The sequence below is a fragment of the Serratia sp. OS31 genome (assembly GCF_014164835.1).
GTDB lineage: Bacteria > Pseudomonadota > Gammaproteobacteria > Enterobacterales > Enterobacteriaceae > Serratia > Serratia liquefaciens_A.
In genome coordinates this window covers 162,255-187,571 of the sequence record NZ_JACJFQ010000008.1, presented here as the reverse complement: position 1 = coordinate 187,571, position 25,317 = coordinate 162,255, and the positions used below count along the sequence as shown (strand labels likewise).

The following is a 25,317-nucleotide window of genomic DNA, read 5'->3' as shown; positions in this document are numbered from 1 at the left end:
GGTCGCGGAGTACGGCAGGAAGCCGCCGTGCAGCGCGATGCCGTTGGTGATGGCGGTCATGCCGAACTCGCGCACGCCGTAGTGGATGTAGTTACCCGCCGGGTCTACGTTCAGCGCCTTGGAGCCGGACCACATGGTCAGGTTGCTTGGTGCCAGGTCAGCGGAGCCGCCGAGGAATTCAGGCAGTACCTTGCCGAAGGCTTCCAGCGCGTTCTGCGAGGCCTTGCGGCTGGCGATGTTGGCCGGGTTGGCCTGCAGCTGCTCGACGAAGGCTTTGGCGTCGGCTTTCCAGCTGGCCGGCAGTTCGCCGTTCATGCGGCGTTTGAACTCGGCAGCCAGTTCCGGGAAGGCCTTGGCGTAGGCAGCGAACCTGTCGTTCCAGGCCGCTTCTTTCGCCTTGCCGGCTTCTTTGGCGTCCCACTGGGCATAGATGTCCTGCGGGATTTCGAAGGCGGCGTATTTCCAGCCCAGGGCTTCGCGGGTGGCGGCCACTTCGGCGGCGCCCAGCGCAGCACCGTGCACGTCGTGGGTACCGGCCTTGTTCGGGGAGCCGAAGCCAATCACGGTTTTGCACATCAGCAGGGACGGCTTATCGGTGACCTTGCGGGCTTCTTCAATCGCGGCCTTGATGGCGTCAGGGTTGTGACCGTCCACGTGACGCACCACGTGCCAGCCGTAAGCTTCAAAGCGCTCGGCGGTGTTGTCGGTGAACCAGCCTTCCACGTGACCGTCGATGGAGATGCCGTTGTCATCGTAGAACGCGGTCAGTTTGCCGAGCTTGAGGGTACCGGCCAGGGAACAGACTTCGTGAGAGATGCCTTCCATCATGCAGCCGTCGCCCATAAAGGCGTAGGTGTGGTGGTCAACGACGTCATGGCCCGGGCGGTTGAACTGCGCGGCCAGGGTACGTTCGGCAATGGCGAAGCCGACGGCGTTGGCGATGCCCTGACCCAGCGGGCCGGTGGTGGTTTCCACGCCTGGGGTGTAGCCGTATTCCGGGTGACCCGGAGTTTTGGAGTGCAGCTGGCGGAAGTTTTCCAGCTCGCTCATCGGCAGGTCGTAGCCGGTGAGGTGCAACAGGCTGTAAATCAGCATGGAGCCATGGCCGTTGGAGAGGACGAAGCGGTCACGGTCAGCCCAGTGGGGGTTGGTGGGGTTGTGGTTCAGGTAGTCACGCCACAGGACTTCGGCGATGTCCGCCATGCCCATAGGTGCACCCGGGTGGCCGGAATTTGCTTTTTGTACGGCGTCCATGCTGAGTGCGCGGATGGCGTTGGCAAGCTCTTTACGAGAGGACATGTTTTACTCCAGGTCGGATTAAAAAATCAGTCAAGTTTTCTATTTTCTCAGACTCCGCATTAAAACGGCAATCCCTAATACCAAATGAGAGCGAGTTCACAACTTATTAGCACAATTGGTCGGTTTTTCGGAATAACACTATTTTCCCGATTGTCGGCGTACACTAGTCTCAAGCGGCAAGATTTCCCTAAACTAAAATGACACGACCCCCTTGTTACTCTCACAGGAAAATGGCTTTATGAAGATCCGTACCTCTTTGATTGCATTAAGCATTGCCACGTTGGTAAGCGGCTGTCAAAACCTGAACACCGATACCCTGATGCAGTCTGGCGCGCAGGCGTTTCAGGCCGCGACGCTGAGCAATAACGACGTAAAAATCCTGAGTGATAAATCCTGCGCAGAGATGGACAGCAAGGCACAAATCGCGCCGGCCGACAGTACTTATGCCAAACGCCTGAACAAAATCGCGGCGGCGCTGGGGGATAATATCAACGGCACGCCGGCCAACTACAAGGTTTACGTCACAAAAGACGTGAATGCCTGGGCGATGGCCAACGGCTGTATCCGCGTTTACAGCGGGCTGATGGACATGATGACCGACAATGAAGTGGAAGGCGTGCTGGGCCACGAAATGGGCCACGTGGCGCTGGGCCATACCCGCAAAGCCATGCAGGTCGCTTACGGCACCGTAGCATTGCGCACCGCAGCGGCCTCGACCGGCGGCATCATAGGTTCGCTGTCGCAGTCACAGTTGGCGGATATGGGCGAGAAGCTGGTTAACGCGCAGTTCTCCCAAAAACAGGAAAGTGAAGCCGATGACTATTCGTTCGATCTACTGAAACAACGCGGCATCAACCCGAACGGCCTGGTCACCAGCTTTGAAAAGCTGGCTAAAATGGAGGCCGGTCGTCAGAGCAGCATGTTCGACGATCACCCCGCCTCCGAAGCGCGCGCACAGCATATTCGCGAGCGCATCGCAGCAGGCAAGTAAAACACAACGCCCGGCAGATGCCGGGCGTTTTTCATTTCATCAATACAGCGTCTTTTGCGGTGGCCCAGCGAAGGTTAGCGGCCCGATGCTGTTCATATCCACTTCCACCACCGACGGCCCCGGATAATTAATCGCTTCCGCCAGCACGCCGTTGAACTGCGCCGCGCTGTCCACTTTCCACGCCTTCAGCCCCATCGCCTCGGCAACCAGGGTAAATGCGGGGGTGTGCAGTTCGTTATAATACTGACGGCCGGCAAAATACTTGTCCTGAATGCCCCGCATCACGCCGTAGCCGCCGTCGTTCATGATCAGCAGGGTAATATTGGCCTGCTCCTGCGCCATGGTTGCCAGTTCGCCCAGGCCTAACGCCAGGCCCCCGTCCCCGACCAGCCCCACCACCTTGCGCTGCGGGTTAGCGATCGCCGTGCCAATCGCCATAGGCAGCCCCATGCCAATCGCCCCGGCCAGCGAGTGAATGTTGCAAAGCGGCGAAATGGCGCGGAACAAACGGCTGCCCCACACGCTGCCGGAAACGGTAATATCACGCACCAACAGACCGTCCTGCGGCAACGCAGCGGCGATGGCGTCGTTCAGTTTGGCATATTCTCCCGACTGTTGGCGCAGCGCGCTTTCCGCCTGCTGTACCGCTTCGGCGATCTCGGCATCCCACTCGGCATTCACTTTTTCCCGCGGGCTCAACCGAGCAGCCAGCGCGTTAAGCAAGGCGCCGCAGTCACCGTTGATTTGCTCGTCGGCCAGATAGTTGCGGTTGGCCGCCGCCGGATCGATATCAATTTGAACCAGCGGGCGCGGCAGCGGCAGCGTCCAGGTACGCGTTTCATTGCTGCGCAAGCGTGAACCGGCCACCAGCGTCAAATCGCACTGCGTCAGGATCGCCTCAATGCTCGGTGAGTTATGAAACGCACGTAGGCTGCGCGGATGACTATCAGGCAAGATACCGCGTCCATGAGTGCTGGAGATCACCGCCACGCCGGCATCCGCCAGTTTGCGTACCGCATCGGCGCAGGCCAGCGCACCGCCTCCCAGCCACAGCAGTGGACGTTTGGCCTGTTTCACCCGCTGATACAGGCGCTCAACCGCCTCATCACTGGCCGCCGGCAGCGGCGCAGGCGCAACGGGCTGGCTCAGCACCGAACTGGAAACCAGGCTGCTTTGAATATCGATCGGGATCTCGACCGCCACCGGGCCACAAGGCACCGTCTGCGCATCGAGGATAGCCCGTTGGATCACGGCCACCGCCTGTTCCGCTGAGTTGACCCGATATGCGCGTTTGGAGCAGGCGCGCAGGAAACCCAGCTGATCGCGGGTTTCATGAATAAACCCGGCGTCGGCATCCAGATAGGCCTTCTCCACCTGGCCGGTTATGTGCAGCAACGGCGTGTTGGCATTCAGCGCTTCGATCATGGCACCGACCGCATTGCCGGCCCCCGCGCCCGTGCTGGTCAAGGCCACGCCCAAACCGGAGAAGCGGCCGTGGGCATCGGCCATGGTGACCGCGCCCGCTTCGCCACGCGCCGGTACGAAACGGATGTTGCCACGCTGCCCTACCGCATCGGCAATCGGCAGATTATGAATCGAAATGATGCCGTACATCGCCGACACCTCGTACTGTTCCAGAGTCCGGGCTATCGCCTCGCCAACCGTTATTTTATCGCTCATCATCTGCCTTCTTATTGTGTTCGTTGTAGGGGGTACGCACCATCGCTCAAAGCTAATCGCTCCAGCGGTTCGCCTGATGGCTCAGCGCCAGGTAAAGGCTTTTCTGCTGCATATAGGCCTTGATGCCGTGCAGACCCTTTTCGCGGCCCAGACCGCTCTCTTTGAAACCGCCGAAAGGCGTAGAAATAGAAAATGTCTTGTAGGTATTGATCCACACGGTGCCGGTTTCCAATTGTTCCGCCAGCGCCATCGCCCGCGGGAAATCCCGGCTCCAGATCCCAGCGGCCAGCCCGTACACCGAATCGTTGGCTTGCTCGATCAACTGCTGCTCGTCATCGAACGGCAGTGCCACCAGCACCGGGCCAAAAATTTCTTCCTGACAGGCGCGGGCGCTATTGCTCAGCCCTTCGATAATCGTCGGCAGGTAATAGCTGCCGTCCGCCAGCAGCGGATCGGCCGGCGCTTCGCCGCCTATCACCAGCCGGCCGCCTTCTTGCTGCGCCAGCGCCACGTAATCCGCCACGCTCTGGCGATGCTTGTCGTTAATCAATGGGCCGAGGTGCACCCCCGGCGTCAGCGGATTGCCGACCCGCAGCCCGGCCGCCAGTTCACTCAGACGCGCCAGCAGCGGCTGGTACAAAGAACGATGCACAAACAGCCGCGAACCGGCGATGCAGGCCTGGCCGGCGGAGCTGAAAATGCCGTAGCAGATCCCGCGCGCTGCCTGCTCCACATCGGCGTCTTCCAGCACGATGGTCGGCGACTTGCCGCCCAATTCCAGCGAGGTGGGGATCAGCTTCTCGGCGGCGATATGCGCCAAATGACGACCGGTATTGGTTCCCCCGGTAAAAGAGATCTTTTTCACTAACGGATGACGCGCCAGCGCCTCGCCAATCACCGAGCCCTTGCCCGGCAGTACGCTAAGCAGTCCGGCGGGCAGGCCTGCCTGCTCAAACAGTTCCGCCAGTTTTAGCGCCATCAGCGGCGTCGCTTCGGCCGGTTTGAGGATCACCGCATTGCCTGCCGCCAGTGCCGGGGCCACCTTTTGCATTTCACTGGCGATCGGCGAGTTCCACGGCGTAATGGCCGCGATCACGCCCAGCGGCTGATACTGGCTCAACGTCATGATCTCAGCGCTGCGCTGGGTCGGCAGCTCGCCCTCCAGCACCTCGCAGGCAGCGGCAAAGTAGCGAGCCGTCGCCGCCGCGCTGGCCACCAGCCCACGGGTTTCCGCCAGGGGTTTGCCGTTGTCTCGGGTCTGCAGCTGTGCCAGCTCTTCCTGTTGCGCCATAATCAGGTTGCTGACGCGGTACAGAATGTTGGCTCGCTGATGCGGCACCAGCCCACGCCACTCGGGCGCCCGCCAGGCGCGTTCCGCCGCGGCTACCGCATCATTGACGTCTTCAATACTGGCGGCACGCAGCCGCGCATTCACGCTGCCGTCGGCCGGGAACTGCGAGACCATTTCATCGCCACGCCCTTCGCACCAACGCCCAGCCACAAAAATCTTTAACCTTTCCATACTCGCTCCTGCCGTTCAGGCAATAAAACCACCGTCGATCAGACGGCGGCAGGCTTGTACCGCGCTCAGCGCCGCCAGGGTTGATGTCTTGGGATTGCTTGCCAGCGGGTTGCCGCTCAGCTCAATGTGAAACTCACCGAAATTGCCGCACACCTGCAGCCGGTGGGTATTGCGTCGGGTCGCGGGATCGACCAGCAACCGCACCCGGGTGGCGTCCATTCCGAGGCCGTTGAGCGCAATGGTCGCCGCCACATTGGCGTTGGCCGGGAATAACCGCGCCGCCTCCCGTGCCGAGCCTTCGAAAAATACCTGCGCCTCGCTTACCGCATCGAGATCAATCAATTGCTCTGCCATACTGCCGCGCCAGCTCGCCGGACTTTTACACGCCTGATAAGTGACGCTGTCCAGACCGCCCTCACGTGCCGACGCCAAGCCGTCCATGCCCGCCACCGCGCCAGACAGCACGATCACCTGCCCCCGATGCTGCCGACAGGCTTGCTGCAAACGCTGTTGCAAGGCGGCATCCGCTAACGCGCCGGTAGAGATCACCGCTAAAGGCCAACCGCGCATCACCACCGCCTCACCGAACTCCGCCACCGCCTGCTGGCTGGCGCACTCGAGCACCAGATCCGGTTTTTCAGCGCAGTGGTCGGGGTGGGTCAACGCCTGCACCCGACCACCAAAGGCGTTGGCAATCGCCGCATGATGAGCCGCACGCGCGACAATCCAGCCAACGCTCACCCCGTCCGGCAGGCGGGACAGCACCTCTGTGGCCATTGCGCCGTAACCAATCATCATGATCTTCTTCATCTTTTCAGCCTCTGCGGTTAAAGATGGCGGTTAAAGCCGCCGGAGACGTCCAGCGCAGCCCCGGTGGTAAAGGACGCCAGAGGCGAAGCCAGGAACAACAGCGCCCGCGCCGGCTCCTGCGGTTTCCCCAGGCGTTTCATCGGAATGCCGCGTCGTTCGGCAATCGCCGCCGTCCACTGCTCCCAGCTTTGATCTTTATCGCTGCGCTCGTCGAAGCGACGGCGCCACTGGCCGGACTCCACCATGCCCAACAGGATCGAGTTGACGCGAATGCCCTTGTCAACCAGCTCTTTCGACAGCGTCAGCGTCATGTTGAGCAGCGCCGCACGCGCCGCCGAGGTGGCGATCATGTGTTCTTCCGGCTGCAAGGCCAGCAGCGAATTCACGCAGGTGATGGAAGCGATATCCGAACGCTCCAACGCCGGCAAAAATGCCTGCACCGGGTTAATCACGCCGAACAGCTTTAGTTCCGCCTCATGCAGCCAGGCGGTGCGCGGCGTTTGATCAAAATGCGCAACAAAACCCTGGCCGGCGTTGTTGATCAGCAAATCTACGCCGCCGAAGCGTGCCGTCACCTGGGCGGCAAACTGCGTTACCTGCGACTCGTCCAGCACGTCGCAACACAGTGCGAGGATCTCCGCCTGCGGAAACTCATTGCGCAGGCTGGCCTCGGCACCGGCCAGTTTGTCCGGATTGCGGCCGCAAAATGCCACCTTCGCGCCTTCCGCCAGCAGCAGGCGCAGGGTTTCGAAACCGATGCCCGACGAACCGCCGGTGACCACCGCGACCCGTTTCTCAAGCTGAAAATTCATGGTTGAATTGCTCCCGTAAAATCCTGCAGATAGCGATTAAATTGCCCCGCTGCATCCAGGTAGCTGGCATGCCCGGCCCCCTCGATCAGGCGCAGTGGCGCGTCCTGCTGCTGCGCCAGCATCGCCGCCGCTTCCGGTGGCGTGATCCGATCGCAGTCGCCGCACCACACCTGCAGCGGGCCACGGTACTGCGTCAGATAGCGGCCGATATCGTCGTTGGCCAGCATCCAGGCGGCATTGAGAAAACCCTCGGGATCCAGCTGCTGCATGCCATTGCGTACCCAGGCAATGTCCTGCGGATCCGCAGTTTCACGCAGTAACGCCGCCGCCCGTTGTTCGCCGTAACCCTGCGGACCAAGCTGCTCGATCATCTGTTTTCTCTGGCTATAAACCTGCCGACGTTTCTCCGGCGGCGCGTTGGCGTAGCCCTGCGCCGGATCCGCCAGCACCAGCCCACATAACCCGTCGGGATAAGCGGCGGCATAGGCGCTGCCGATCAAGGCGCCGAGCGAGTGGCCGACGATCAGCGGTTGCTTCAGCTGCAAGTGGGCCACCAGCGCCGCCAGCGCGGCGGCGTAGGCGGCGGCATCCGGCTCACTGACCGTCAGCGGCAGGCTGCCGCCGTAGCCTGGGGCATCCCAGGCCAGCAAGCGATGACCGTCGGCCAGCCCCGAGTCATTGAACTGCTTGATCCACGAAGCCGAACCAGAACTGATGCCGTGCAGCAACACCACCGGGCGACCGTGCCCCGCCTCGCGCCAGCTCAGGGTAAACGTCCCACAGCGTGCCTGCTGACGTTGCGCCAGGCCGTTCATCAGTTGCGTTTCACTTTGGATAACGGGTGATCCGCCGGGTAGGTCGGGGTTTCCGGTTTGGCAGTACCCAGCATCACGCACATCAACGCCTCTTCTTCGCCGTGGTTGAACAACCCACGGTAGACACCGGCCGGCACCGAGATCAGATCGCGCTCTTTCAGCTTGGTTTCGTAATACTCCGTGCCGTCCTGGATCATCAGCGTGATGCTGCCCTTCAGCATAAAGAACACCTCTTCCACGTCATCGTGCAGGTGCAACGGGCCCTCGCACTTCGAAGGCAGCACCATGGTGGAGAAGGTGAAATTGCCTGCCGGAATGGTGTTGGTGTCGCTGGCTACCCCGGTGGCGCCGGTACCGATGTAGCGCATCTGCGCACGGCGGTATTTCGGGTCGTAATCGGCCTGGAACTTCAACGCGTTCCAGTCGTATTTGCGGCCTTCAAAGCGGGCGATACGCGATTCCACCCAATGCTCTATCGATTGATCCTGCGGCTTGACGCCGGCTTGCTTCTCAACCTGGGACATGTTGTAACTCCTCTGTTGAATCAAACGGTTAAATCAATACTTCTTCAGCAACGGCAGCAGAATGATGCAGCCGATCAGGGCCATCACCACCAGGAACAGCAAGCCGTTATCCATGTTGCCGGTGGCGGCGATCAGCGCCCCCATCAGCACCGGTGCCAGCGCACCGGCAAAATTGCCCAATCCGTTAAAAATACCGCCGGCGGTGGCGCTGACCTTGCTGCTGGTGGCTTTCGCCAGCAGGGCAAAGATGTTTGGCGCACCGGCCCCCCACATAAAGGTGCTGAAAGCCATGGCGGAGATCACGCTGTAGGTACCCTGCAGCTGCAGCACCACGGCCAACCCCAGCCCGGCGCCGCACAGCGAGACAAAACAGGCCAGCGCACGACGATCCAGCTTGTCCGACAGCCAGGCACCGACCACTTCGCCCAGCAGCATGGCGATAAACGGCAGCGATGACAGGTAGCCCGCGTGCTCCAGATGGATGCCTTTCCCCTTGATCAGGTAACTTGGCAGCCAGCCGTTCATGCCCCACAGGTAAGTCAGAAAGGCGATGTTAAACAGGCAGATCATCCAAAAATGCGGGTTGCGCAGCAGCTCATGGCGATGCTGTTTACGTTCGGCAATAGCCGGTTTGGAAACGCTGGCCGCTGCGGGGCGTGACACGTTGAGATGACGCATTCCGAACAGCACCAGCAGCATCACCGGCAGCGTCAGGAACGCCATAAAGAAGAAGGTGGTTTGCCAGTCAAAGGTGTTGAGGATGTACAGCGTGACCGGGAAGCCGAGCGCGGCGCCCAACGGGGTACCCAGCAGCCACAGCATGGTGGCCCGCGCCTGCAAGCGCTGTGGAAAGGCCTGACGGATGATGGCGTAGGCCATTGGCAACAGCGGACCTTCGGCAATGCCGAGCAAAATGCGCAGCGTCATCATGCTGTGATAAGAGCGCGTCATGCCCATCAGCACCATCAGCACGCCCCACACCACCATCATGCCAATCAGCACCTTGACCGGGTTCAGTCGGTCGCCGATTCCGCTCAGCAACATCGAAGAAATGCCGTAGGAGAACAAAAATGCGCTCATCAGCAACCCCAGCCGCGCCGGGTCAAAACTGATGCCCAGCGCCTGCTGGAATTCACTATCGGAAAACAGTGCCGCGATACTGATCTTGTCGAAAAACGCCAGCAGCACGCAGGCAAACAGCGCGATTGGCACCGACCAGCGCACCCGTTGCTGCGGATTTTCGGCGACAGCATCCCCCACCCGTTCAGCGCGGGCGTCAATCTCTTGCGTAGTCATGAAACGCTCCCGAGGTTACGGGCGTTATTTCAACGCCATCAAAGAAAACTCCGCATCCGCCAACTGCTGCGGTTCCAGCACTCGCCCGCTGGCCAGCCAGCGTTTGCCCAGCTTGATGGTGCGTGCGTCGTTAAACGCCACCATTTGCACCAGTTGACGATCGGCATTTAACGTAAAGAACACCTGCGATTGCGGCGTGCGCCGCACCACATGGTGCACGCCACCGGTCGGCACGCCGAGGATCTGGATATTGGCGTCGTATTGATCCGACCACAGCCAGGCCACGTCATCGTAGGGGGCGGCAAAGGCGTCCAGCATTGCGCAGGCGGTGCTGATCGCCTGATTCTGTGCATAGGCCCAGGACTGCAGGCACAGGCCAAGCGTCGGGTGGCGGGCTACGTCACCTGCGGCAAAGATCGCCGGATGGCTGGTGCGCCCCTGGCCGTCAACCACGATCCCCGCGTCAATCTTCAACCCGGCACTGCGTGCCAGCTCCAGGTTCAACTCCACGCCGATCCCCACCACCACCCAATCAAATGGCTGAAGATCGCTGGCATCGCTGCCGATCCAGGCACCACCGTCACGATCTTCCAGTTGAATGTCACCGCAGCCGCAGTGCACCGTCACGCCCTGTTGCTGATGCAATTCCAGCAGCGCCTGGGAGACGTCCGCACCGACGCTGCGCATGCACAACGCGGGTTGGCGCTCAAAAACGGTCACGTCAGCACCGAGACGTTTTGCCGAAGCGGCAATCTCCAGCCCGATCCAGCCGCCGCCGACGATCGCCAAACGGCGACACCCTTGCAGCGCCAGACGCAGCCTGGCAGCATCATCCCAGGAACGCAGCGTCATCACCCGTGGGTGACTGGCCCAGCGGGCATCCGGCAGGCGCGGACGGCCGCCGGTGGCGATCAGCAGTTGATCAAACTGCAGCTGTCGACCATCGCTGAGGCTGACGATTTGCCGTTTTGCATCAATGCCTTCAGCCCGCATCGGGCGACACCAGTTGAGGTTCAACCCGGCAACCACCTGTTCGCTGAACAGTCGGCTAAGCGGCGCATTGCCGTCCAGCAACGCCGCCTTGGAGAGCGGCGGCCGCTCATAAAAGTCATAGGGTTCGTCGCTGATCACCGTCAACCGGCCCGCATAGCCACGATCGCGCAGCGTTTTCGCCGCCCAACCGCCGGCCTGGCCACCGCCGATAATGACGATCCCCGCCGGTTCTGGCTGGCTCATAACGCCTCCGGTTTTTTCTGCTGGCGGCGCGTATCGTGGTCGATACCGCCCTCCACCGCCCATTCGGTGAACGACACCAGTGAGTGTTCCAGCTCGCGTGGCTGCCAGCTTTCCGTCAGATAATCGTCGTTGGTGTAGTACTCGAACGCGCCACCGGTCGGGCTGTTGACGTACCAGAAATAGGCTGAGGAGATGGGGTGACGGCCAGGGCCGATAAAGGTGCTCCACTTCTCTTTGTTCATGGCGATACCGCCGCCGATCACCTCGTGGATGTCGCGTACGGTAAAGGCCACGTGATTCAAACCGCGTGGGCGATTAGGCAATTTCAGCAGGAACAGGTTGTGATGGCCGCCGCGCGCCTGAGTGCGCAGGAACACCGCCCGATCGATATAGCGATCCGAGACCTGGAAGCCCAGAACCTCACGGTAGAAACGTTCGGTGGCGGCCAGATCTTCGACGAAGAACACCACGTGGCCGATATTGATTGGCTGTGCCTGCGCATATACCGGGCTGGGCTGATCGATGCGGCGTACATCTCCCCATTGGTTAATCGGCGAGACCGGTAAATCGACTTCGCGCTGTTGGCTAACGCTAAAACGCAGCGTCATACCGTTGGGATCGATACACTCCAGCTCTTCCCCCACCAGGCGAAAGCCTGGCATCTGCGCCAACAGCGGCTGCAAAGCGGCCAATTCCGTCGGGCTGCCCACGCCCCAGGTCATGCGACGCAAAGTAGAACCGCCCTCAAACGCCGCCGGCAAGGTTTCGCTTTGCAGCGGATGCAGCACCACGCGCGCCCCGCTCAAAGTGGTGAATTCACGCTGGGTTTCGCCCCAGTGCTGCTGCGCTGCCTGCAGGCCGAAGTCCTTCATGAATTTTTCGCAGGTTGGTAGATCTTCGACGCCAAATTCCAGTTTTTCGATTCCGATTACGCTCATTACTGTGCCTCACGTTCTCGCTGAATACGGTTTTCAGGCATGACAAACCCCGGCCCCTGTTTGCCATGAGCCTTATCCCTGCCTGATTCATTGGTAGGGGGACGAATATTTTCGTCCCGATTAATACGGGCGTAGCTTGCAGTTAACCGACGTTTGCCTGCGGCGGTGCGCCCAGGAAGCCGGAGATTTTCTCCGCGGCATCCCGCACTTCCATGCGCAGCCGTTCGCGATCCGCTTTCGGGATCTCATCGAACGGCACCATAATGCTGACCACGGCCTCAACCCGCTGCTCGCGGTTGAAGATCGGATAGACGATCGAAGAGATGCCATGGCGGAAAAACGACTCGCCAATCACATAGCCGCGCGCCTTGTCCTGCTGCACCATCTGCCACAGCGTTTCGCGATCCGCCGGGGTTCCCGGAGCGCTGCCCGGCAGTTGATCCTGCGGATACAGCTGTTCGAATTCGTCGCGGGTAGCGCTGGTCAGCAGCATGCGCCCCAATGAGGTTTGGTGTACCGGCAGGCGAGTGCCGACGCTGACCTGATTGATTTGCGAACCGGCGGCGCTGACGCGGGCGATGTAGATCACGTCGCGCTCATCACGGATCGCCAGATGGCTGCTGCACTGGCTGCGATCGCGCAGTTGCTCTATCACCGGCTGGCCGGCCTGAGCAACGTCCAGAGAAGCGATATATTCAAAGCCGAGGCGCAGCACTTTGATGCCCAGCGCAAAGGTGTTGGTGCGCGGGTTGCGCTCAAGAAAGCCCAGATGCTCCAGGGTTTGCACTACGCGATAGGCGGTAGCCTTTGGCATGTCGACCAGGCGATGCAATTGGGCAAAAGTCATTTCCTTGTGCTGCTCGCCAAACGCCAGCAACAGTTGTAACCCGCGATCCAGTCCTGGGATCAGATATTTACACGCTTGATCGTCCGCCATGTGCTGCTCCTGGCTAAAGGTTGATTAGTTAAAAACAAAGCCGCCGTTAACCGGCAACAGTTGGCCGGTCACGAAATTCGCCAACGGCGACAGCAGGTAGAGCACCGAGCCGTTAACGTCGTCAGGGTGCTGTGCCCCGGCCAATGCACGCCCTTGTTCGTACAGTTGATGACGCTCGGCGGGCACGTATTCGGTGGCCTCTACCCGCGTCAGCCCCGGCGCGATGGCGTTGACGCATATCCCCTGCGGGCCCAGTTCACGCGCCATTGAGCGGGTCATGGAGATGATCGCCCCTTTGCTGGCCACGTAAGCCATTAAACGCGGGGCGCCCCACAGTGCGGTATCCGAAGCCACGTTAACGATCTTGGCATGTGGGGTTTGCGCCAGCAACGGCACCGCTGCCTGACTCACCAGCCAGGTACCGCGCACGTTGACCTGCATCACCCGATCCCACAGATCGATATCGTATTCCATCATGGTTTTGCCACCGACGCCGGTAGCCAACGCCGCGTTGTTCACCAACCCGTCGATCGCTCCGCCTTCGGCAATGGCGTTGAATGCCGCGCTGATCGACGCCGGATCGGCCAGATCGATGCTCAGCGTTTCAACCTGTGCGCCCTGCTGGCGCAGGCTGGCTGCGCTGTCCGTCAGCTCATCAGCCAGAATATCGCACATCACCACTTTGGCACCGGCCTGGCTGATGGCTGCAGCGAAACTCCGCCCCAGCCCGCGCGCCGCGCCGGTCACCACAATGCGTTTTCCCGTCAGCAAGCCGTTCACTGCGCCGCCTCCAGCTCACTGAGCTTCGCCAGCTGCTTCTGCGCTTCTTTTTGCATCATGCGGCGCAAACGAGACAAACCAACGTCATGCTGATACAGATACTCGCGGCCACGCGCGTTCGGGGCCATATTTTCCAGCACGATACGATCCTGTTCCAGTACGTCCCAGTGCAGCGACTCCAGGCGGTTGCGGTACATAAAGCGCCACATGTCACGCTGCCAGTCTTTCACCTTACGGATACGCCAGAAGAACACCCGGCAGTGGTCCTTGTCTTCCGGCACCACCATGCCGATGATCCAGAAGTGACCGCCCGGACCGAAGCGTTTCTTGTACGGAATCGACAAACGCATCCAGTAGGCGCCGCTGCTGCCGAACTCCACCCAGTCAAAGTTAACGCCGATCTGGCCATTCTTCTTAAAGATGAAACCGCTGTCGGTCGGCTCCAGCGCCATGTCCGCCTTGCGATCCCCTTCCGCCATCGAGTGTGAGGACGAATGCAGGTAGGTGCCGTGCATCGGATCCATCACGTTTTCCAGCGCGTACTGGTAATTGCAGTCCCAACTGGCGGTGCACAGGAAGTTGCTGTAGGCCGCTTCGTCCGCCAGTTCCGGCGGGAAGGTCAATTCAGCCGGCTCTTCATCCGCCGTCACGCCGAAATAGAGGAACACCGCACCGTAGGCCTCTTTGGCGGGGTAAGAGCGCAGGCATTTCTGCCCCACCAGCGGGCAACGATCGACCGCCGGCACGTCTTTGACCGTACCGTCGCCGCCCACTTCCACGCCGTGATACCAGCAGGCAATGCGATCGCCCAGATTCCAGCCCATGGAAAGGCGTGCACCACGATGCGGACAGCGATCTTCCAGCGCATGGATCGCGCCGTCGCCATCACGCCAAACCACAATCTGCTGCTCCAGACGCGTAATGCCCACCGGGTTATTGCCGATTTCCCAACTGGCCAGCACCGGATACCACATGCCGCGCAGCCCCTGGTCGAGATAGTCCTGTAAGGTCTGTGCGGAGGATGTTGTGTTTGCTGTCATTGTCTTCTCCCGGATGCTGCTCAGAAACCGTTAACGTGAAGGAATTCGCGGAACGCCGTCTCATTCCACGGCTGGCCATTGCGATCGAACAGGCGACGCTGATTCAGCGCGCTGACGATCTGCTCCAGCTCTTCTGCACCCTGATCGAAGATCTCTTCCAACGCCGTCACCAGCGCAGTTTCGAAACCGTCCGGCACCCGGGCGCGGGTTTGCCAGATGACGTTCTGGAATTGGCCCGGCTGATGGATTTGACCGTTGCCGCCTTCGCGCGCCGGGATCACCTGTTGGGTGTCCGGCAGCCAGGGATTGAAATCGGTGATGTGCTGCATGATTACTCCTCCGCAATAAAGGTGATTTGGATTTGATTGTCGATCACCCGGGTGGCATAGGTTTGCAGATCGCGACCGCCTGGCTCACGCAGGCACTGGCCGGTACGCACGTCGAACAATGCTTCGTGCAACGGACATTCGACCTTGCCGTCATCAACAAACCCCTGGCTGAGCAAGGCATAGGCATGTGGGCAAACGTCTTCCAGCGCGTAATAGTTGCCGTCGATCAGATACACACCGACCTCTTTCCCCTCCACGTTGGCGGAGAAAGGAAAATCTTCTTTCACCTGAGACACTTCACACACGTTCTTCCAGCTCATTGCTTCTGTCCTCTATCTGATTGTTTCATATATGAAACTCAGTTTCTTATTTAATACACTCACTATAAGTCTGGTGAAACTTTCGTCAAGAGAGCAATACGGCAATTGTTAATGGAAAGTTGTTTAAACATGACAAATGCGGGAAGGATCACGAAAAAATGCACCGATATGAAAAACTGATGAAAGTTGTGCTTTCTATCACTAATTCATGGGTAAAAAGACGTTGATCTGGCGGATGCAATGCGAGTAAAAGTGCTCTCTCACTGACAAATACATCTTTTTGATAACAATAAATTTACATTAAAACGGCTCAGCCCTGCTTTTCAGCACTGTGAAATCAGCGGGTTAGTTTGCTGCTGCCTAAATTCTTTCTTCGCCCGCCAAAGGAGCGCATTGTGCAACAACGTCAACGCTGGTTCGGGGTGGTAGCCCTGCTGTTTCTGATCGTCATCGCCTATGCCGATCGGGTCAATATCGCCGTGATGCTGGTTAACCCCGAATTCTTGCAGCACTTTCAGCTCGACGGTAACCGGGCGCACCAGGGCATGCTGATGACGGTTTTTTTGCTCGGTTACGGGCTTTCCGCCATGCTGCTGACGCCCTTTCTGGAAACCCTGATGGGCTATCGCCGCGCGCTGACGCTCAGCATTGTGCTGTGGGCGCTGCTCACCGCCGCCTCGCCGCTGGCGGGTTCGTTACTGCTGCTGTTTGCGGTACGCATACTGCTTGGCATCAGCGAGGGCCCCCTGTTCTCGTTGAAAACCATGTATATCGGCGATCACTTCGCCGCCGATGAACGTGGCAAACCCAATGCCGTCAGCACATTGGGGGTTTCTCTGGGCCTGGTGATCGGCTTTCCGCTGGTGAGTTTCCTGATGGCGCACTTCGGCTGGGCGGTCTCTTTCTATCTGCTGGCGCTGATCAACCTGCTGCTGGGGTTGGCGTTGGTGCGGTGGTTTATCCACCCAGCCTTGTTACCGCCGCGCGACGTCGATCCTCAACCGGTTCTGAGCCGTGTCTGGCACACCTTCGCCCTGGCCTGGCATACCCCGATGCTGGGTTGGATCATGCTGATCGAGATTGCTACCCTGAGCTACCTGTGGGGCTCCAGCTCCTGGCTGCCGGCTTACCTGACCGACGAGAAAGGATTTTCCATCAAACAGATGGGCTGGATGGCTTCGCTGCCGTTTATCGTCAGCATCGCCTCAAAATATCTCGGCGGCGTGCTGCTTGACCGCATTCGCCCCTATCAGGCACCGTTGATTTTCGCCTTTGGCGGTGCGGCAACTGCGTTGTGTATCTATGGCGTGATGCACAGTCATCAGCTCGGCTGGATTGCCTTCTTCCTGCTGGCGGCCAATGCCTGCTGGGGGGCTCAGGGGGCGGCGATCCCAACCCTGCTGCAACATTATGCGCAGCCGCAGGCGGTCGGCAGCGCCTACGGGCTGATTAACGGCATTGGCAATATGTTCTCGGCGTTTGTGCCGATGATTATGGGCATGGTGATGGCCAGCCAGGGCAAGGTGTCTTCAGGATTTGCGGTGCTGATGGTGTCGCAGCTAGTAACGCTGTTGGCGGGCTGTGTGCTGTTTAGCCGGATGCGGATGACGCGAGAAGCCAGGCGGGCATAAAGCAGTCGGGGCGCACCTGCGCCCCGAACCCTATTCATATTACCGGGGCTCAGCGCCCTTTCTTTTTACGACCCGGCTGAGCAAAGCGCTTGCGCGCAGGCGCACTGCTGCTGGGTTTATCGGCGCTTTTCGCCCCGCTACCGGCCGGTTTTTTCACTGCCGGTTTGGCTTTCTTCGCCGGTTTTGCTTCCGAAGTGGAGCCCTCGATCGACTTAAACAGTTCGACCAGTTCGTCGTCGGTTAAATCGCGCCATTCACCCGGTGGCAAACCGGCCATACTCACATTCATGATGCGAGTACGTTCCAGCTTGGTGACCTCATAGCCGAAATGCTCGCACATGCGGCGAATTTGGCGGTTCAGGCCCTGAACCAGCACGATGCGAAACACAAAGGGGGCTTCTTTCTTCACTTTGCATTTTTTCGTCACCGTCCCCAGCATCGGCACGCCGGCACCCAAACCACGGATAAAGTCGTCGGTGACCGGTTTGTTGACCGTCACCCGGTATTCTTTTTCATGGTCGTTGCCCGCACGCAGGATCTTGTTCACCAGATCGCCATGGTTGGTGAGGAAGATCAGCCCCTGAGAGTCTTTGTCCAAGCGGCCGATCGGGAAGATACGGGTGCTGTGGTTGACGAAATCGACAATATTGTCTTTCTCGCCCTCTTCGGTGGTGCTGACGATCCCGACCGGCTTGTTCAGCGCGATAAAGATCAGGTTGTCTTCGTTACGAGGTTCAATCAGCTGACCGTTGACCTTGACGACGTCCCCTGGGAATACCTGATCGCCAAGCGTAACGCGCTTGCCATTGATAAAAACGTTGCCTTGTTCGATGTAACGATCGGCGTCGCGGCGAGAGCAGATGCCGCTCTCGCTAATATATTTGTTAAGACGTGTGGAAGGCTTGGTCAGCATGTTTTCTCCATGAACTCTGGCCTCTGAAAGGCCAGAGTTTAAGCCAATACTGTTTAGGCCTGTTTTTTAGCCGCTTGCAGATACAGCATCTCCAGACCCAGCGTCGCCGCAGCCAGCGCGGTGATTTCAGACTGGTCATACGCCGGGGCGACTTCTACCACGTCCATGCCGACGATGTTCAGCGACTGCATGCCGCGCACCAGTTTCAGCGCACGATCGGAGGTCAGACCGCCGATGACCGGTGTGCCGGTCCCCGGTGCGAACGCCGGATCCAGGCAGTCGATGTCGAAGGTCAGATAGACCGGCATATCGCCGACGATCTGTTTGATCTGAGTCAGCAGATCGTCAACGCTACGATCGTTAACCTGTGCCGCGTCCAACACGGTGAAACCGTTGTCGTGATCGAACTCGGTACGGATACCGATCTGCACTGAGCGAGTGGGATCGATCAGGCCTTCGTTCGGCGCATGGAAGAACATGGTGCCGTGATCGTATTGGCTGCCGTTAGCATAGGTGTCGGTATGGGCATCAAAGTGCACCAGTGCCAGTTTGCCGAAATGTTTGGCGTGTGCGCGCAACAACGGCAGAGTCACGAAGTGGTCGCCGCCGAAGGAGAGCATGCGCTTGCCGGCTTTCAGCAGTTTTTCCGCGTGCGCCTGCAGCTTGTCGCTCATGTCCTGAGCGTCGCCGAAGTTGAACACCACGTCGCCGCAATCGACGACATTCAGACGATCGCGCAGGTCAAAGTTCCACGGCCAGCGGTTGCCTTCCCAGGCCAGGTTGGTGGAAACCTGACGGATTGCCGCGGGACCGTGACGGCCACCGGCGCGGCCGGAGGTTGCCATGTCAAATGGAATGCCGGTGATGACCCACTCTGCATCGCTGTCGTAGGGCATAAAGTTCAGCGGAAAGCGCAGGAAACCAAAGGCATTGGACACTAAGGAATTATCGGGCTGATGGCCTAAGGTACTCATAGTAAACCCTCATATTTCAACGTTTCGCCTGTTGAAAAATCACACAGACGCTGGCAAAAAAAAATCCCTCCCGCGTCGTTAGCCCGACGAGAAAGGGATCCATTCGAAATCTGTTTCAGTACTGCCTATGCAGCAGATTATCGCCGCATTTCGCTCGCGCTTCAAGAGCGCGCATCATCATATCGGCTGCTCGTCGTTAGCCAGTATATACCCTGAATCCTACCGTCGTGTGACCGTTGCCGTGCGGCGAGGTTTGAACTTTGTGATTTTGATCCCTTTAGCCGGCAAGAAAAATATATAGGTTAATTATAAAAACCACTTTATTAAAAATAAGTTAACAGCCCTGTTTATAATTAACATTTACACTTTCAGATAACACGGGATCAGTAAAGCCATGTTTAATATTATGCCCATGCGCCAACGGCGAATAATTAAAAACAAAAAACTTTATATCACGCTAGAAACCCTAGCTTTCTTATCAGGCATTCCGTTGGGTTATCTTTGCTCTAAATTTGACTCACTGAATGAAATATCCATAGAAGTAGTGCTTATCTATGTTCCCGTATCCATGATCGCCGTAGACTTTTTTATCAGCGCCTTGTGGGTGACTAAGCGCTGTGTTAGTAATGAACGCGCTTATCAGCATCTGTGGGGGTAGGTAGTGATTATAAAATTTCTCAAAATATTTTCGCTTTTCTTTCTTTGCTATACGCTTGTCTTTCTGGTTAAAGGGGAAGCCATTAGCGCCGGCATAATGCTTAAACCACTAGGTTACTCTTTCCTTATCGCATCAGGATATTTATTCGTTACCAGCCGCTGGTGGAAAAGCATGTTTTAAAATTGAAAGATGAGCAAATAAAATAGAATATCAGTCATCAAGATATAAAAAAGGCCGGACATCCATCAGATGCCCGACCTTTCAGAAGCGCTCTACTTATTCATCTTCTAAATAAGTATAACCGTACAAACCGGCTTCGAACTCTTCCAGGAACTGCGCCTGCAGCTCGCTGTCCAGATCGGTTTCTTTCACCTGATCGCGGAACTTGGCCAACAGTGCGGTAGGGTCGAGCTGCACGTACTCCAGCATGTCGGCAACGGTATCGCCTTCATCGGACAACTCGGTTTCTACCGTACCGTCAGGGAAGACAAACACGTCAACCGAGGCGGTGTCGCCGAACAGGTTGTGCATGTTGCCGAGGATCTCCTGATAGGCGCCAACCATGAAGAAGCCCAGCGCCGGTGGGTTTTCCGGATCGTACGGCGGCATTGGCATGGTGGTCGCCACGCCGTCGCCATCGATGTAGTGATCGATGGTGCCATCCGAGTCACAGGTGATATCCAGCAGCACCGCGCGGCCTTCCGGCGGCTTATCCAGGCCTTCCAACGGCAACACTGGGAACAGTTGATCGATACCCCAGGCGTCCGGCATGGACTGGAACAGCGAGAAGTTGACGTAGAACTTGTCCGCCATACGCTCTTGCAGTTCGTCGATGATTGGACGGTGTGCACGATTGCTCGGATCCAACTGCTGCTGGATCTTGTTGCAGATGTTCAGATACAGCTGCTCAGCCCAGGCGCGTTTGGTCAGATCCAACATGCCGTGTGCATATTGAGTATGAACGTCGTGCAGATCCATTTGACTGTCGTGCAGCCATTCACGCAGCGAGCGGCGATTTTCCGGCTCGTTCATTTCCTGCCAGGTTTCCCACATGCTTTCCAACGCGCGTGGCGCATCTTCTGCAGGCGGTAATGGATCGCTGAATTCGTTGCGTTCAACGCCGATCACGTTGGATACCAGCACCGTATGATGCGCGGTCACTGCACGACCGGATTCGGTGATCACCGTCGGGTGCGGCAAACCGTGTTCATTACAGGCGTCGCCGATGCCCCAGATCACGTTGTTGGCGTATTCGTTCAGGCCGTAGTTCACCGAACAGTCGGACTGCGAACGGGTACCTTCATAATCTACGCCCAAACCGCCGCCCACGTCGAAGCACTGGATATTCACGCCCAGCTTATGCAGTTCTACGTAGAAGCGCGCCGACTCACGTACGCCGGTGGCGATATCGCGAATATTGGCCAGTTGCGAACCCAGGTGGAAGTGCAGCAGTTGCAGGCTGTCGAGACGGCCCGCTTCACGCAGGGTTTCCACCAGCTTCAGCACCTGAATGGCTGCCAGACCGAACTTGGACTTTTCGCCGCCGCTCGACTGCCATTTACCGGAGCCTTGCGACGCCAGACGCGCACGCACGCCCAGGCGCGGCACCACGTTCAGGCGTTCGGCCTCTTCCAGCACCATGTTGATCTCGGACATCTTCTCGATCACCAGGTACACCTTGTGCCCCAGTTTTTCACCGATCAGCGCCAGACGGATATATTCACGGTCTTTATAGCCGTTACAGACGATCACCGAGCGGGTCATGCCGGCATGCGCCAGCACCGCCATCAGTTCGGCCTTGGAGCCGGCTTCCAGCCCCAGAGGTTCGCCGGAGTTGACCAGAGATTCAATCACCCGGCGGTGTTGGTTTACCTTGATCGGGTAAACCAGGAAATAGCCACCTTCATAGCCGAACGACTCACGCGCACGTTTGAACGCGGCATTGATCGAACGCAGACGGTGCTGCAGGATCTGCGGGAAGCAGAACAGTGCCGGTAGGCGCAAACCGTCGTTTTGACGCTGCTTCACCAGCTCGGCCAGATCGACACGTGCCTGCGGGACGTCCGGATCCGGGCACACGCTGATGTGGCCCAGTTCATTGACGTCATAATAATTGTTGCCCCAGTAGGCGACGTTATAAGTGCGCAGCATCTTGCTGGCATCACGATCATTCATGGCAACCTCCTGCATGGAGCGCAAAGATTTAGATTCGCCCGTTGCTGACGGACGGTGAATCAAAAGATCATCAGACATTACTCGCCTCACATCGCGTACTGACGATACAGTCAGCCACTATCGCAGCTACAACCCGCGAGAACAACCCAACAAACCGCCCTTGCGGCAGCGAATAAAACTGCCGTTCGCGGTCAGCGATCGGTTTATTACTCATATAATTGTAAGACACCCTGTTCAAACCTCGTGAATCGGGTCAAGAAACATCCCACAGGAAGGCTGCAGGCTACCCTTGTTCAGTTCTTCAGACGACCGTTAACCGGCCCGAGAATCCTGAGTAGCGCCCAAGTGTTTATCACACCTGGAAGGTGGTGTAGAGACAAGACGGGAAATAGCAGAAGAATGTGCGCCAGAACGGCACTGCTGTTGAGAACCAACAACCGGTAGACAACGGATCATTAATCCAACCACCTCCACGCACGTCGTCCTCAATGAACGACTGAGCCTCTATTAATAGTGTAAGAACGTGACCGTTCTATGAAGCGGCGACGCCAAAGGTTGGCGTCTGCGGCTGACAATCAGACCACCCGTGGAGGCGTCACAGAAGTTTACAACTTCGTACCCCGCACTGTGCACCAAATGAGCCGCGCGCGCAGTTTATACCGATAACACGGGGAAAATGCAAAATGAAAATTTGTCGGAAACTGTTTCAAGCGATGAAAATGGCGCCGCTAGCTTTGCGCAAAAGAGCGAAAGGGCAAAAAAATACTGGCAATCCGGCTAAGCCCTGACCTAAAATAGACGTCCAGATGTTAATCCATCTATACTGGTTAACTGATAAACTGCTTAACGGCTTTGCCTGAGGGGCGTTGCAGGAAGCATCTCGCGCCATCAGCGGAAGACCCTTCGCTTTGATGCCGGATCTCCAGCGCTGTGCAGTAATTTCTAACCCGTCTTATGCAAGGTAAAGAACACCATGGCTAAACACCTATTCACGTCCGAATCCGTCTCCGAAGGACATCCTGATAAAATCGCTGACCAGATCTCCGATGCCGTCCTCGACGCCATCCTGGAACAGGATCCTAAAGCACGCGTAGCTTGCGAAACCTACGTGAAAACCGGCATGGTTCTGGTTGGCGGCGAAATCACCACCAGCGCCTGGGTAGATATCGAAGAGATCACCCGTAAAACCGTGCGCGAAATCGGCTATGTTCATTCGGATATGGGCTTCGACGCCAACTCTTGTGCCGTACTGAGCGCCATCGGCAAGCAATCCCCGGATATCAACCAGGGTGTTGACCGTACCGATCCTCTGGAACAGGGTGCCGGCGACCAGGGCCTGATGTTTGGCTATGCCACCAACGAAACCGAAGTGCTGATGCCGGCACCGGTGACCTACGCGCACCGTCTGGTGCAGCGCCAGTCCGAAGTCCGTAAAAACGGCACTCTGCCGTGGCTGCGCCCGGATGCGAAAAGCCAGGTCACCTTCCAATATGACGATGGCAAAATCGTCGGTATCGATGCGGTGGTTCTGTCCACCCAGCATTCCGAAGATATTTCTCTGAAAGACCTGCAAGAAGCGGTGATGGAAGAGATCATCAAGCCGGTTCTGCCTGCCGAATGGCTGAGCGCCAGCACCAAATACCACATCAACCCGACCGGCCGTTTCGTTATCGGTGGCCCAATGGGTGACTGCGGCCTGACCGGCCGTAAAATCATCGTTGATACCTACGGCGGTATGGCTCGTCACGGTGGCGGTGCGTTCTCCGGTAAGGATCCGTCCAAGGTTGACCGTTCAGCGGCTTACGCAGCGCGCTACGTGGCGAAAAACATCGTTGCCGCCGGCCTGGCTGACCGCTGTGAGATCCAGGTTTCCTACGCTATCGGCGTGGCGGAACCTACCTCCATCATGGTGGAAACCTTCGGTACCGAGAAAGTCCCTACCGAACAGCTGACCCTGCTGGTACGCGAGTTCTTCGATCTGCGCCCATACGGCCTGATCCAGATGATGGATCTGCTGCAGCCGATCTACCGCGAAACCGCAGCTTACGGTCACTTCGGCCGTGAGCACTTCCCTTGGGAAGCGACCGACAAAGCAGAACTGCTGCGCGATGCTGCCGGCCTGAAATAAGCCTGCGTATCGAATGTGAAAACGGCAAGCCTTGGCTTGCCGTTTTTGTTTTTAGCGGATGGGTGCTCGTGGATCCACGCTCAAACAACCAACAGGCGGGAGCAATGCCCCCGCCGTTGGGTTGCCTTACCTTTTGGATTCGTAAGCCAGAATGGCCGCAACTTCCGTGTTGCCCGATCGGATCCGCAGCTCACAAAGTTTGCTGCGTGTTATCCATGCCAGTGATATTACAGTGGCACAAATAACGACCAGTTTTACGACACTTCCTTTGTTCGGCATCATGCCTCCTTCTCCTTGCCTCTCGGCGGGTAAGAAGCTAACCTAACGTTCTCTGGCGTTAGAGTTGGCCTCGGGTTGATGTATATCGACACGGGGCTTTTCTCTTTCTATCCCTTACGAATGCTCGGGAAGAAAGATCCAGAGCACCCGCGCGCAGTATATTCATCGCCCCCCAGATCTCAGGCCCCTTTTCCGCACTGAATATCCGTTCTGCGCGGCCATACGCAAAGCTTTGCAATGGTATGAAAATACAAAAACAAAAAGCGCCAACAGTTGGCTGCTAGCGCTTAAGTGTACCCAGTGACTTTCTGGTTTTATTTGACTGTAAGGGTCTCATCGTCCCGGATAATTTCATCGAGGGATAAGCCTAGTGTGAGGCAAGCTCACGGAAGAAAGCGGGGTTAGCCTGGATCGCCGCCAACACTTTTGCAGCCAGCCCGGTTGGGTTACGTCTTTTGGTTTCCCAGCTTTTAATGGTATCAACGCTGGTACCCAATACCTTTGCCATTTCGCTCTGAGAAACATTAAGCTGCGCCCTGATCGCCTTCACATCTGCGATATCATAACGCGTAACATTAGCTGGAGCCTTAACCCCGTTCTTAATGGCGACAGCTTCTTCAAGAGACGTTTTCATATCGTCAAAAAAGCTCATGTCACACCTCACCTTTCAACAATTTCGTTAATTTCTTCAGCTCTGATTTTTCCATATCGGTCAGACCGTCTTTAATGCTTTTCGGGTAGGCCATCACCAGATAGATAACCTCTTTGGTCGCCAGAAAGTAAATCACTCTGGCACTCCCCCTTTTTCCCTGGGGACCTGTTGCCATCCTGACTTTTCGCAACCCGCCGGTTTTCTGTATCAGATCGCCTTTACCTGGTGATTCGATAAGTTCTTTCTGAAGTTCTTTTAGCTCGTCATCCGTGGCTATTTGCATTATCTGGCGCGTAAACATTGGGGTCTCAATAAATAGTAGCGCATGACTCACTGGCGCCCTCTCCATGTTAAGGTACAAAGTACACCACAAAATGTACTATGTACACCAAGGTAACTTGAGTTCAGGAGCTCTCCAGATAGGATCCAGAGCACCCGCGCGCAGTATATTCATCGCCCCCCAGATCTCAGGCCCCTTTTCCGCACTGAATATCCGTTCTGCGCAGCCGTACGCAAAGCTTTGCAATAGTATGAAAATACGAAAAAATAAAGGCCCAGCGATGCTGAGCCTTTGATGA

26 protein-coding genes are annotated in these 25,317 nt (G+C 57.7%); 4 read left to right on the top strand and 22 right to left on the bottom strand.

Annotated elements, in window-relative coordinates:
• Positions 1–1,299 (bottom strand): transketolase (gene tkt, locus H5P17_RS09850; RefSeq protein ID WP_182822622.1); only part of this gene is annotated, 1,299 nt, incomplete at its 3' end.
• A gap of 238 nt (positions 1,300–1,537) precedes the next feature.
• Here tkt and H5P17_RS09845 point away from each other — a divergent pair.
• Positions 1,538–2,290, top strand: a complete 753-nt coding sequence (locus H5P17_RS09845) for a M48 family metallopeptidase (RefSeq protein ID WP_182822620.1) — start codon at positions 1,538–1,540, stop codon at positions 2,288–2,290.
• A gap of 39 nt (positions 2,291–2,329) precedes the next feature.
• Here H5P17_RS09845 and H5P17_RS09840 read toward each other — a convergent pair whose 3' ends face one another.
• The 14 genes from H5P17_RS09840 to H5P17_RS09775 form a co-directional block, all read right to left on the bottom strand.
• Entirely contained in the window at positions 2,330–3,970 is a 1,641-nt protein-coding gene (locus H5P17_RS09840) for a thiamine pyrophosphate-binding protein (protein WP_182822618.1), read from the bottom strand.
• 52 nt (positions 3,971–4,022) lie between these two features.
• A complete protein-coding gene (locus tag H5P17_RS09835) occupies positions 4,023–5,492 on the bottom strand; it encodes an aldehyde dehydrogenase (protein WP_182822616.1) in 1,470 nt (489 codons plus the stop codon).
• 15 nt (positions 5,493–5,507) lie between these two features.
• Positions 5,508–6,302 carry an aspartate dehydrogenase gene (locus H5P17_RS09830; protein ID WP_182822614.1) on the bottom strand — a complete coding sequence of 265 codons (795 nt, stop codon included), beginning with the start codon at positions 6,300–6,302 and terminating at the stop codon, positions 5,508–5,510.
• A 17-nt stretch (positions 6,303–6,319) separates the two neighbouring features.
• A complete protein-coding gene (locus H5P17_RS09825) occupies positions 6,320–7,114 on the bottom strand; it encodes an SDR family oxidoreductase (protein ID WP_044553335.1) in 795 nt (264 codons plus the stop codon).
• On the bottom strand, positions 7,111–7,929 hold the full coding sequence (locus H5P17_RS09820; protein WP_182822612.1) for an alpha/beta fold hydrolase: 819 nt from the start codon (positions 7,927–7,929) through the stop codon (positions 7,111–7,113). The genes H5P17_RS09825 and H5P17_RS09820 overlap by 4 nt, the downstream gene beginning before the upstream one ends.
• A complete protein-coding gene (locus tag H5P17_RS09815; RefSeq protein WP_044553339.1) occupies positions 7,929–8,453 on the bottom strand; it encodes a cupin domain-containing protein in 525 nt (174 codons plus the stop codon). Before H5P17_RS09815 ends, H5P17_RS09820 begins: the two co-directional genes overlap by 1 nt.
• Before the next feature lie 33 nt (positions 8,454–8,486).
• Entirely contained in the window at positions 8,487–9,749 is a 1,263-nt protein-coding gene (locus H5P17_RS09810; RefSeq protein WP_182822610.1) for an MFS transporter, read from the bottom strand.
• A gap of 24 nt (positions 9,750–9,773) precedes the next feature.
• Entirely contained in the window at positions 9,774–10,985 is a 1,212-nt protein-coding gene (locus H5P17_RS09805) for an NAD(P)/FAD-dependent oxidoreductase (RefSeq protein ID WP_182822608.1), read from the bottom strand.
• Positions 10,982–11,923, bottom strand: coding sequence for a VOC family protein (locus H5P17_RS09800; protein WP_182822606.1), 942 nt, complete (start codon positions 11,921–11,923; stop codon positions 10,982–10,984). The genes H5P17_RS09805 and H5P17_RS09800 overlap by 4 nt, the downstream gene beginning before the upstream one ends.
• A 142-nt stretch (positions 11,924–12,065) precedes the next feature.
• Positions 12,066–12,860: an IclR family transcriptional regulator gene (locus H5P17_RS09795; RefSeq protein WP_044553345.1), complete on the bottom strand. Its 795-nt coding sequence runs from the start codon at positions 12,858–12,860 to the stop codon at positions 12,066–12,068.
• A 24-nt stretch (positions 12,861–12,884) separates the two neighbouring features.
• Positions 12,885–13,640: an SDR family oxidoreductase gene (locus H5P17_RS09790; protein ID WP_182822604.1), complete on the bottom strand. Its 756-nt coding sequence runs from the start codon at positions 13,638–13,640 to the stop codon at positions 12,885–12,887.
• The gene (locus tag H5P17_RS09785) at positions 13,637–14,680 is read right to left on the bottom strand and encodes an aromatic ring-hydroxylating dioxygenase subunit alpha (RefSeq protein ID WP_182822601.1); all 1,044 of its coding nucleotides are present in this window, start codon (positions 14,678–14,680) and stop codon (positions 13,637–13,639) included. The genes H5P17_RS09790 and H5P17_RS09785 overlap by 4 nt, the downstream gene beginning before the upstream one ends.
• Before the next feature lie 20 nt (positions 14,681–14,700).
• Positions 14,701–15,009, bottom strand: coding sequence for a recombinase-like helix-turn-helix domain-containing protein (locus tag H5P17_RS09780; protein WP_044553351.1), 309 nt, complete (start codon positions 15,007–15,009; stop codon positions 14,701–14,703).
• Positions 15,010–15,011: 2 nt separating this feature from the next.
• The gene (locus H5P17_RS09775; protein WP_044553353.1) at positions 15,012–15,329 is read right to left on the bottom strand and encodes a non-heme iron oxygenase ferredoxin subunit; all 318 of its coding nucleotides are present in this window, start codon (positions 15,327–15,329) and stop codon (positions 15,012–15,014) included.
• A gap of 395 nt (positions 15,330–15,724) precedes the next feature.
• On the opposite strand from H5P17_RS09775, the gene H5P17_RS09770 reads away from it, so the two are divergent.
• A complete protein-coding gene (locus H5P17_RS09770; RefSeq protein ID WP_182822599.1) occupies positions 15,725–16,960 on the top strand; it encodes an MFS transporter in 1,236 nt (411 codons plus the stop codon).
• A 49-nt stretch (positions 16,961–17,009) separates the two neighbouring features.
• Here the strand turns inward: H5P17_RS09770 and rluF are convergent, their stop codons facing one another.
• Together rluF and speB are read right to left on the bottom strand one after the other, a co-directional pair.
• Complete coding sequence (gene rluF, locus H5P17_RS09765; RefSeq protein WP_182822596.1) at positions 17,010–17,873, bottom strand: 23S rRNA pseudouridine(2604) synthase RluF; 864 nt, start codon at positions 17,871–17,873, stop codon at positions 17,010–17,012.
• A gap of 53 nt (positions 17,874–17,926) precedes the next feature.
• Positions 17,927–18,847: an agmatinase gene (gene speB, locus H5P17_RS09760; RefSeq protein ID WP_182822594.1), complete on the bottom strand. Its 921-nt coding sequence runs from the start codon at positions 18,845–18,847 to the stop codon at positions 17,927–17,929.
• 394 nt (positions 18,848–19,241) lie between these two features.
• Between speB and H5P17_RS09755 the strand changes: the two genes are divergently transcribed.
• Positions 19,242–19,505 carry a hypothetical protein gene (locus tag H5P17_RS09755; protein ID WP_255477884.1) on the top strand — a complete coding sequence of 88 codons (264 nt, stop codon included), beginning with the start codon at positions 19,242–19,244 and terminating at the stop codon, positions 19,503–19,505.
• Positions 19,506–19,781: 276 nt separating this feature from the next.
• On the opposite strand, the gene speA is transcribed toward H5P17_RS09755, so the two are convergent.
• Together speA and H5P17_RS26820 are read right to left on the bottom strand one after the other, a co-directional pair.
• On the bottom strand, positions 19,782–21,758 hold the full coding sequence (gene speA / locus H5P17_RS09750) for a biosynthetic arginine decarboxylase (RefSeq protein WP_182822592.1): 1,977 nt from the start codon (positions 21,756–21,758) through the stop codon (positions 19,782–19,784).
• Entirely contained in the window at positions 21,751–21,894 is a 144-nt protein-coding gene (locus H5P17_RS26820; protein ID WP_115058053.1) for a virulence promoting factor, read from the bottom strand. Before H5P17_RS26820 ends, speA begins: the two co-directional genes overlap by 8 nt.
• Positions 21,895–22,653: 759 nt before the next feature.
• Between H5P17_RS26820 and metK the strand changes: the two genes are divergently transcribed.
• The gene (gene metK / locus H5P17_RS09740; RefSeq protein WP_020828554.1) at positions 22,654–23,808 is read left to right on the top strand and encodes a methionine adenosyltransferase; all 1,155 of its coding nucleotides are present in this window, start codon (positions 22,654–22,656) and stop codon (positions 23,806–23,808) included.
• A 126-nt stretch (positions 23,809–23,934) separates the two neighbouring features.
• On the opposite strand, the gene H5P17_RS09735 is transcribed toward metK, so the two are convergent.
• From H5P17_RS09735 to H5P17_RS09725, 3 genes are all read right to left on the bottom strand, one after another.
• The gene (locus tag H5P17_RS09735; protein WP_071827059.1) at positions 23,935–24,087 is read right to left on the bottom strand and encodes a Hok/Gef family protein; all 153 of its coding nucleotides are present in this window, start codon (positions 24,085–24,087) and stop codon (positions 23,935–23,937) included.
• 367 nt (positions 24,088–24,454) lie between these two features.
• Positions 24,455–24,739 (bottom strand): NadS family protein, encoded by a 285-nt coding sequence (gene nadS, locus H5P17_RS09730; RefSeq protein WP_182822590.1) that lies wholly within the window; start codon positions 24,737–24,739, stop codon positions 24,455–24,457.
• A gap of 1 nt (position 24,740) precedes the next feature.
• Positions 24,741–25,073 carry a type II toxin-antitoxin system RelE/ParE family toxin gene (locus H5P17_RS09725; protein ID WP_182822588.1) on the bottom strand — a complete coding sequence of 111 codons (333 nt, stop codon included), beginning with the start codon at positions 25,071–25,073 and terminating at the stop codon, positions 24,741–24,743.
• Between the last annotated feature and the right edge of the window lie 244 nt (positions 25,074–25,317).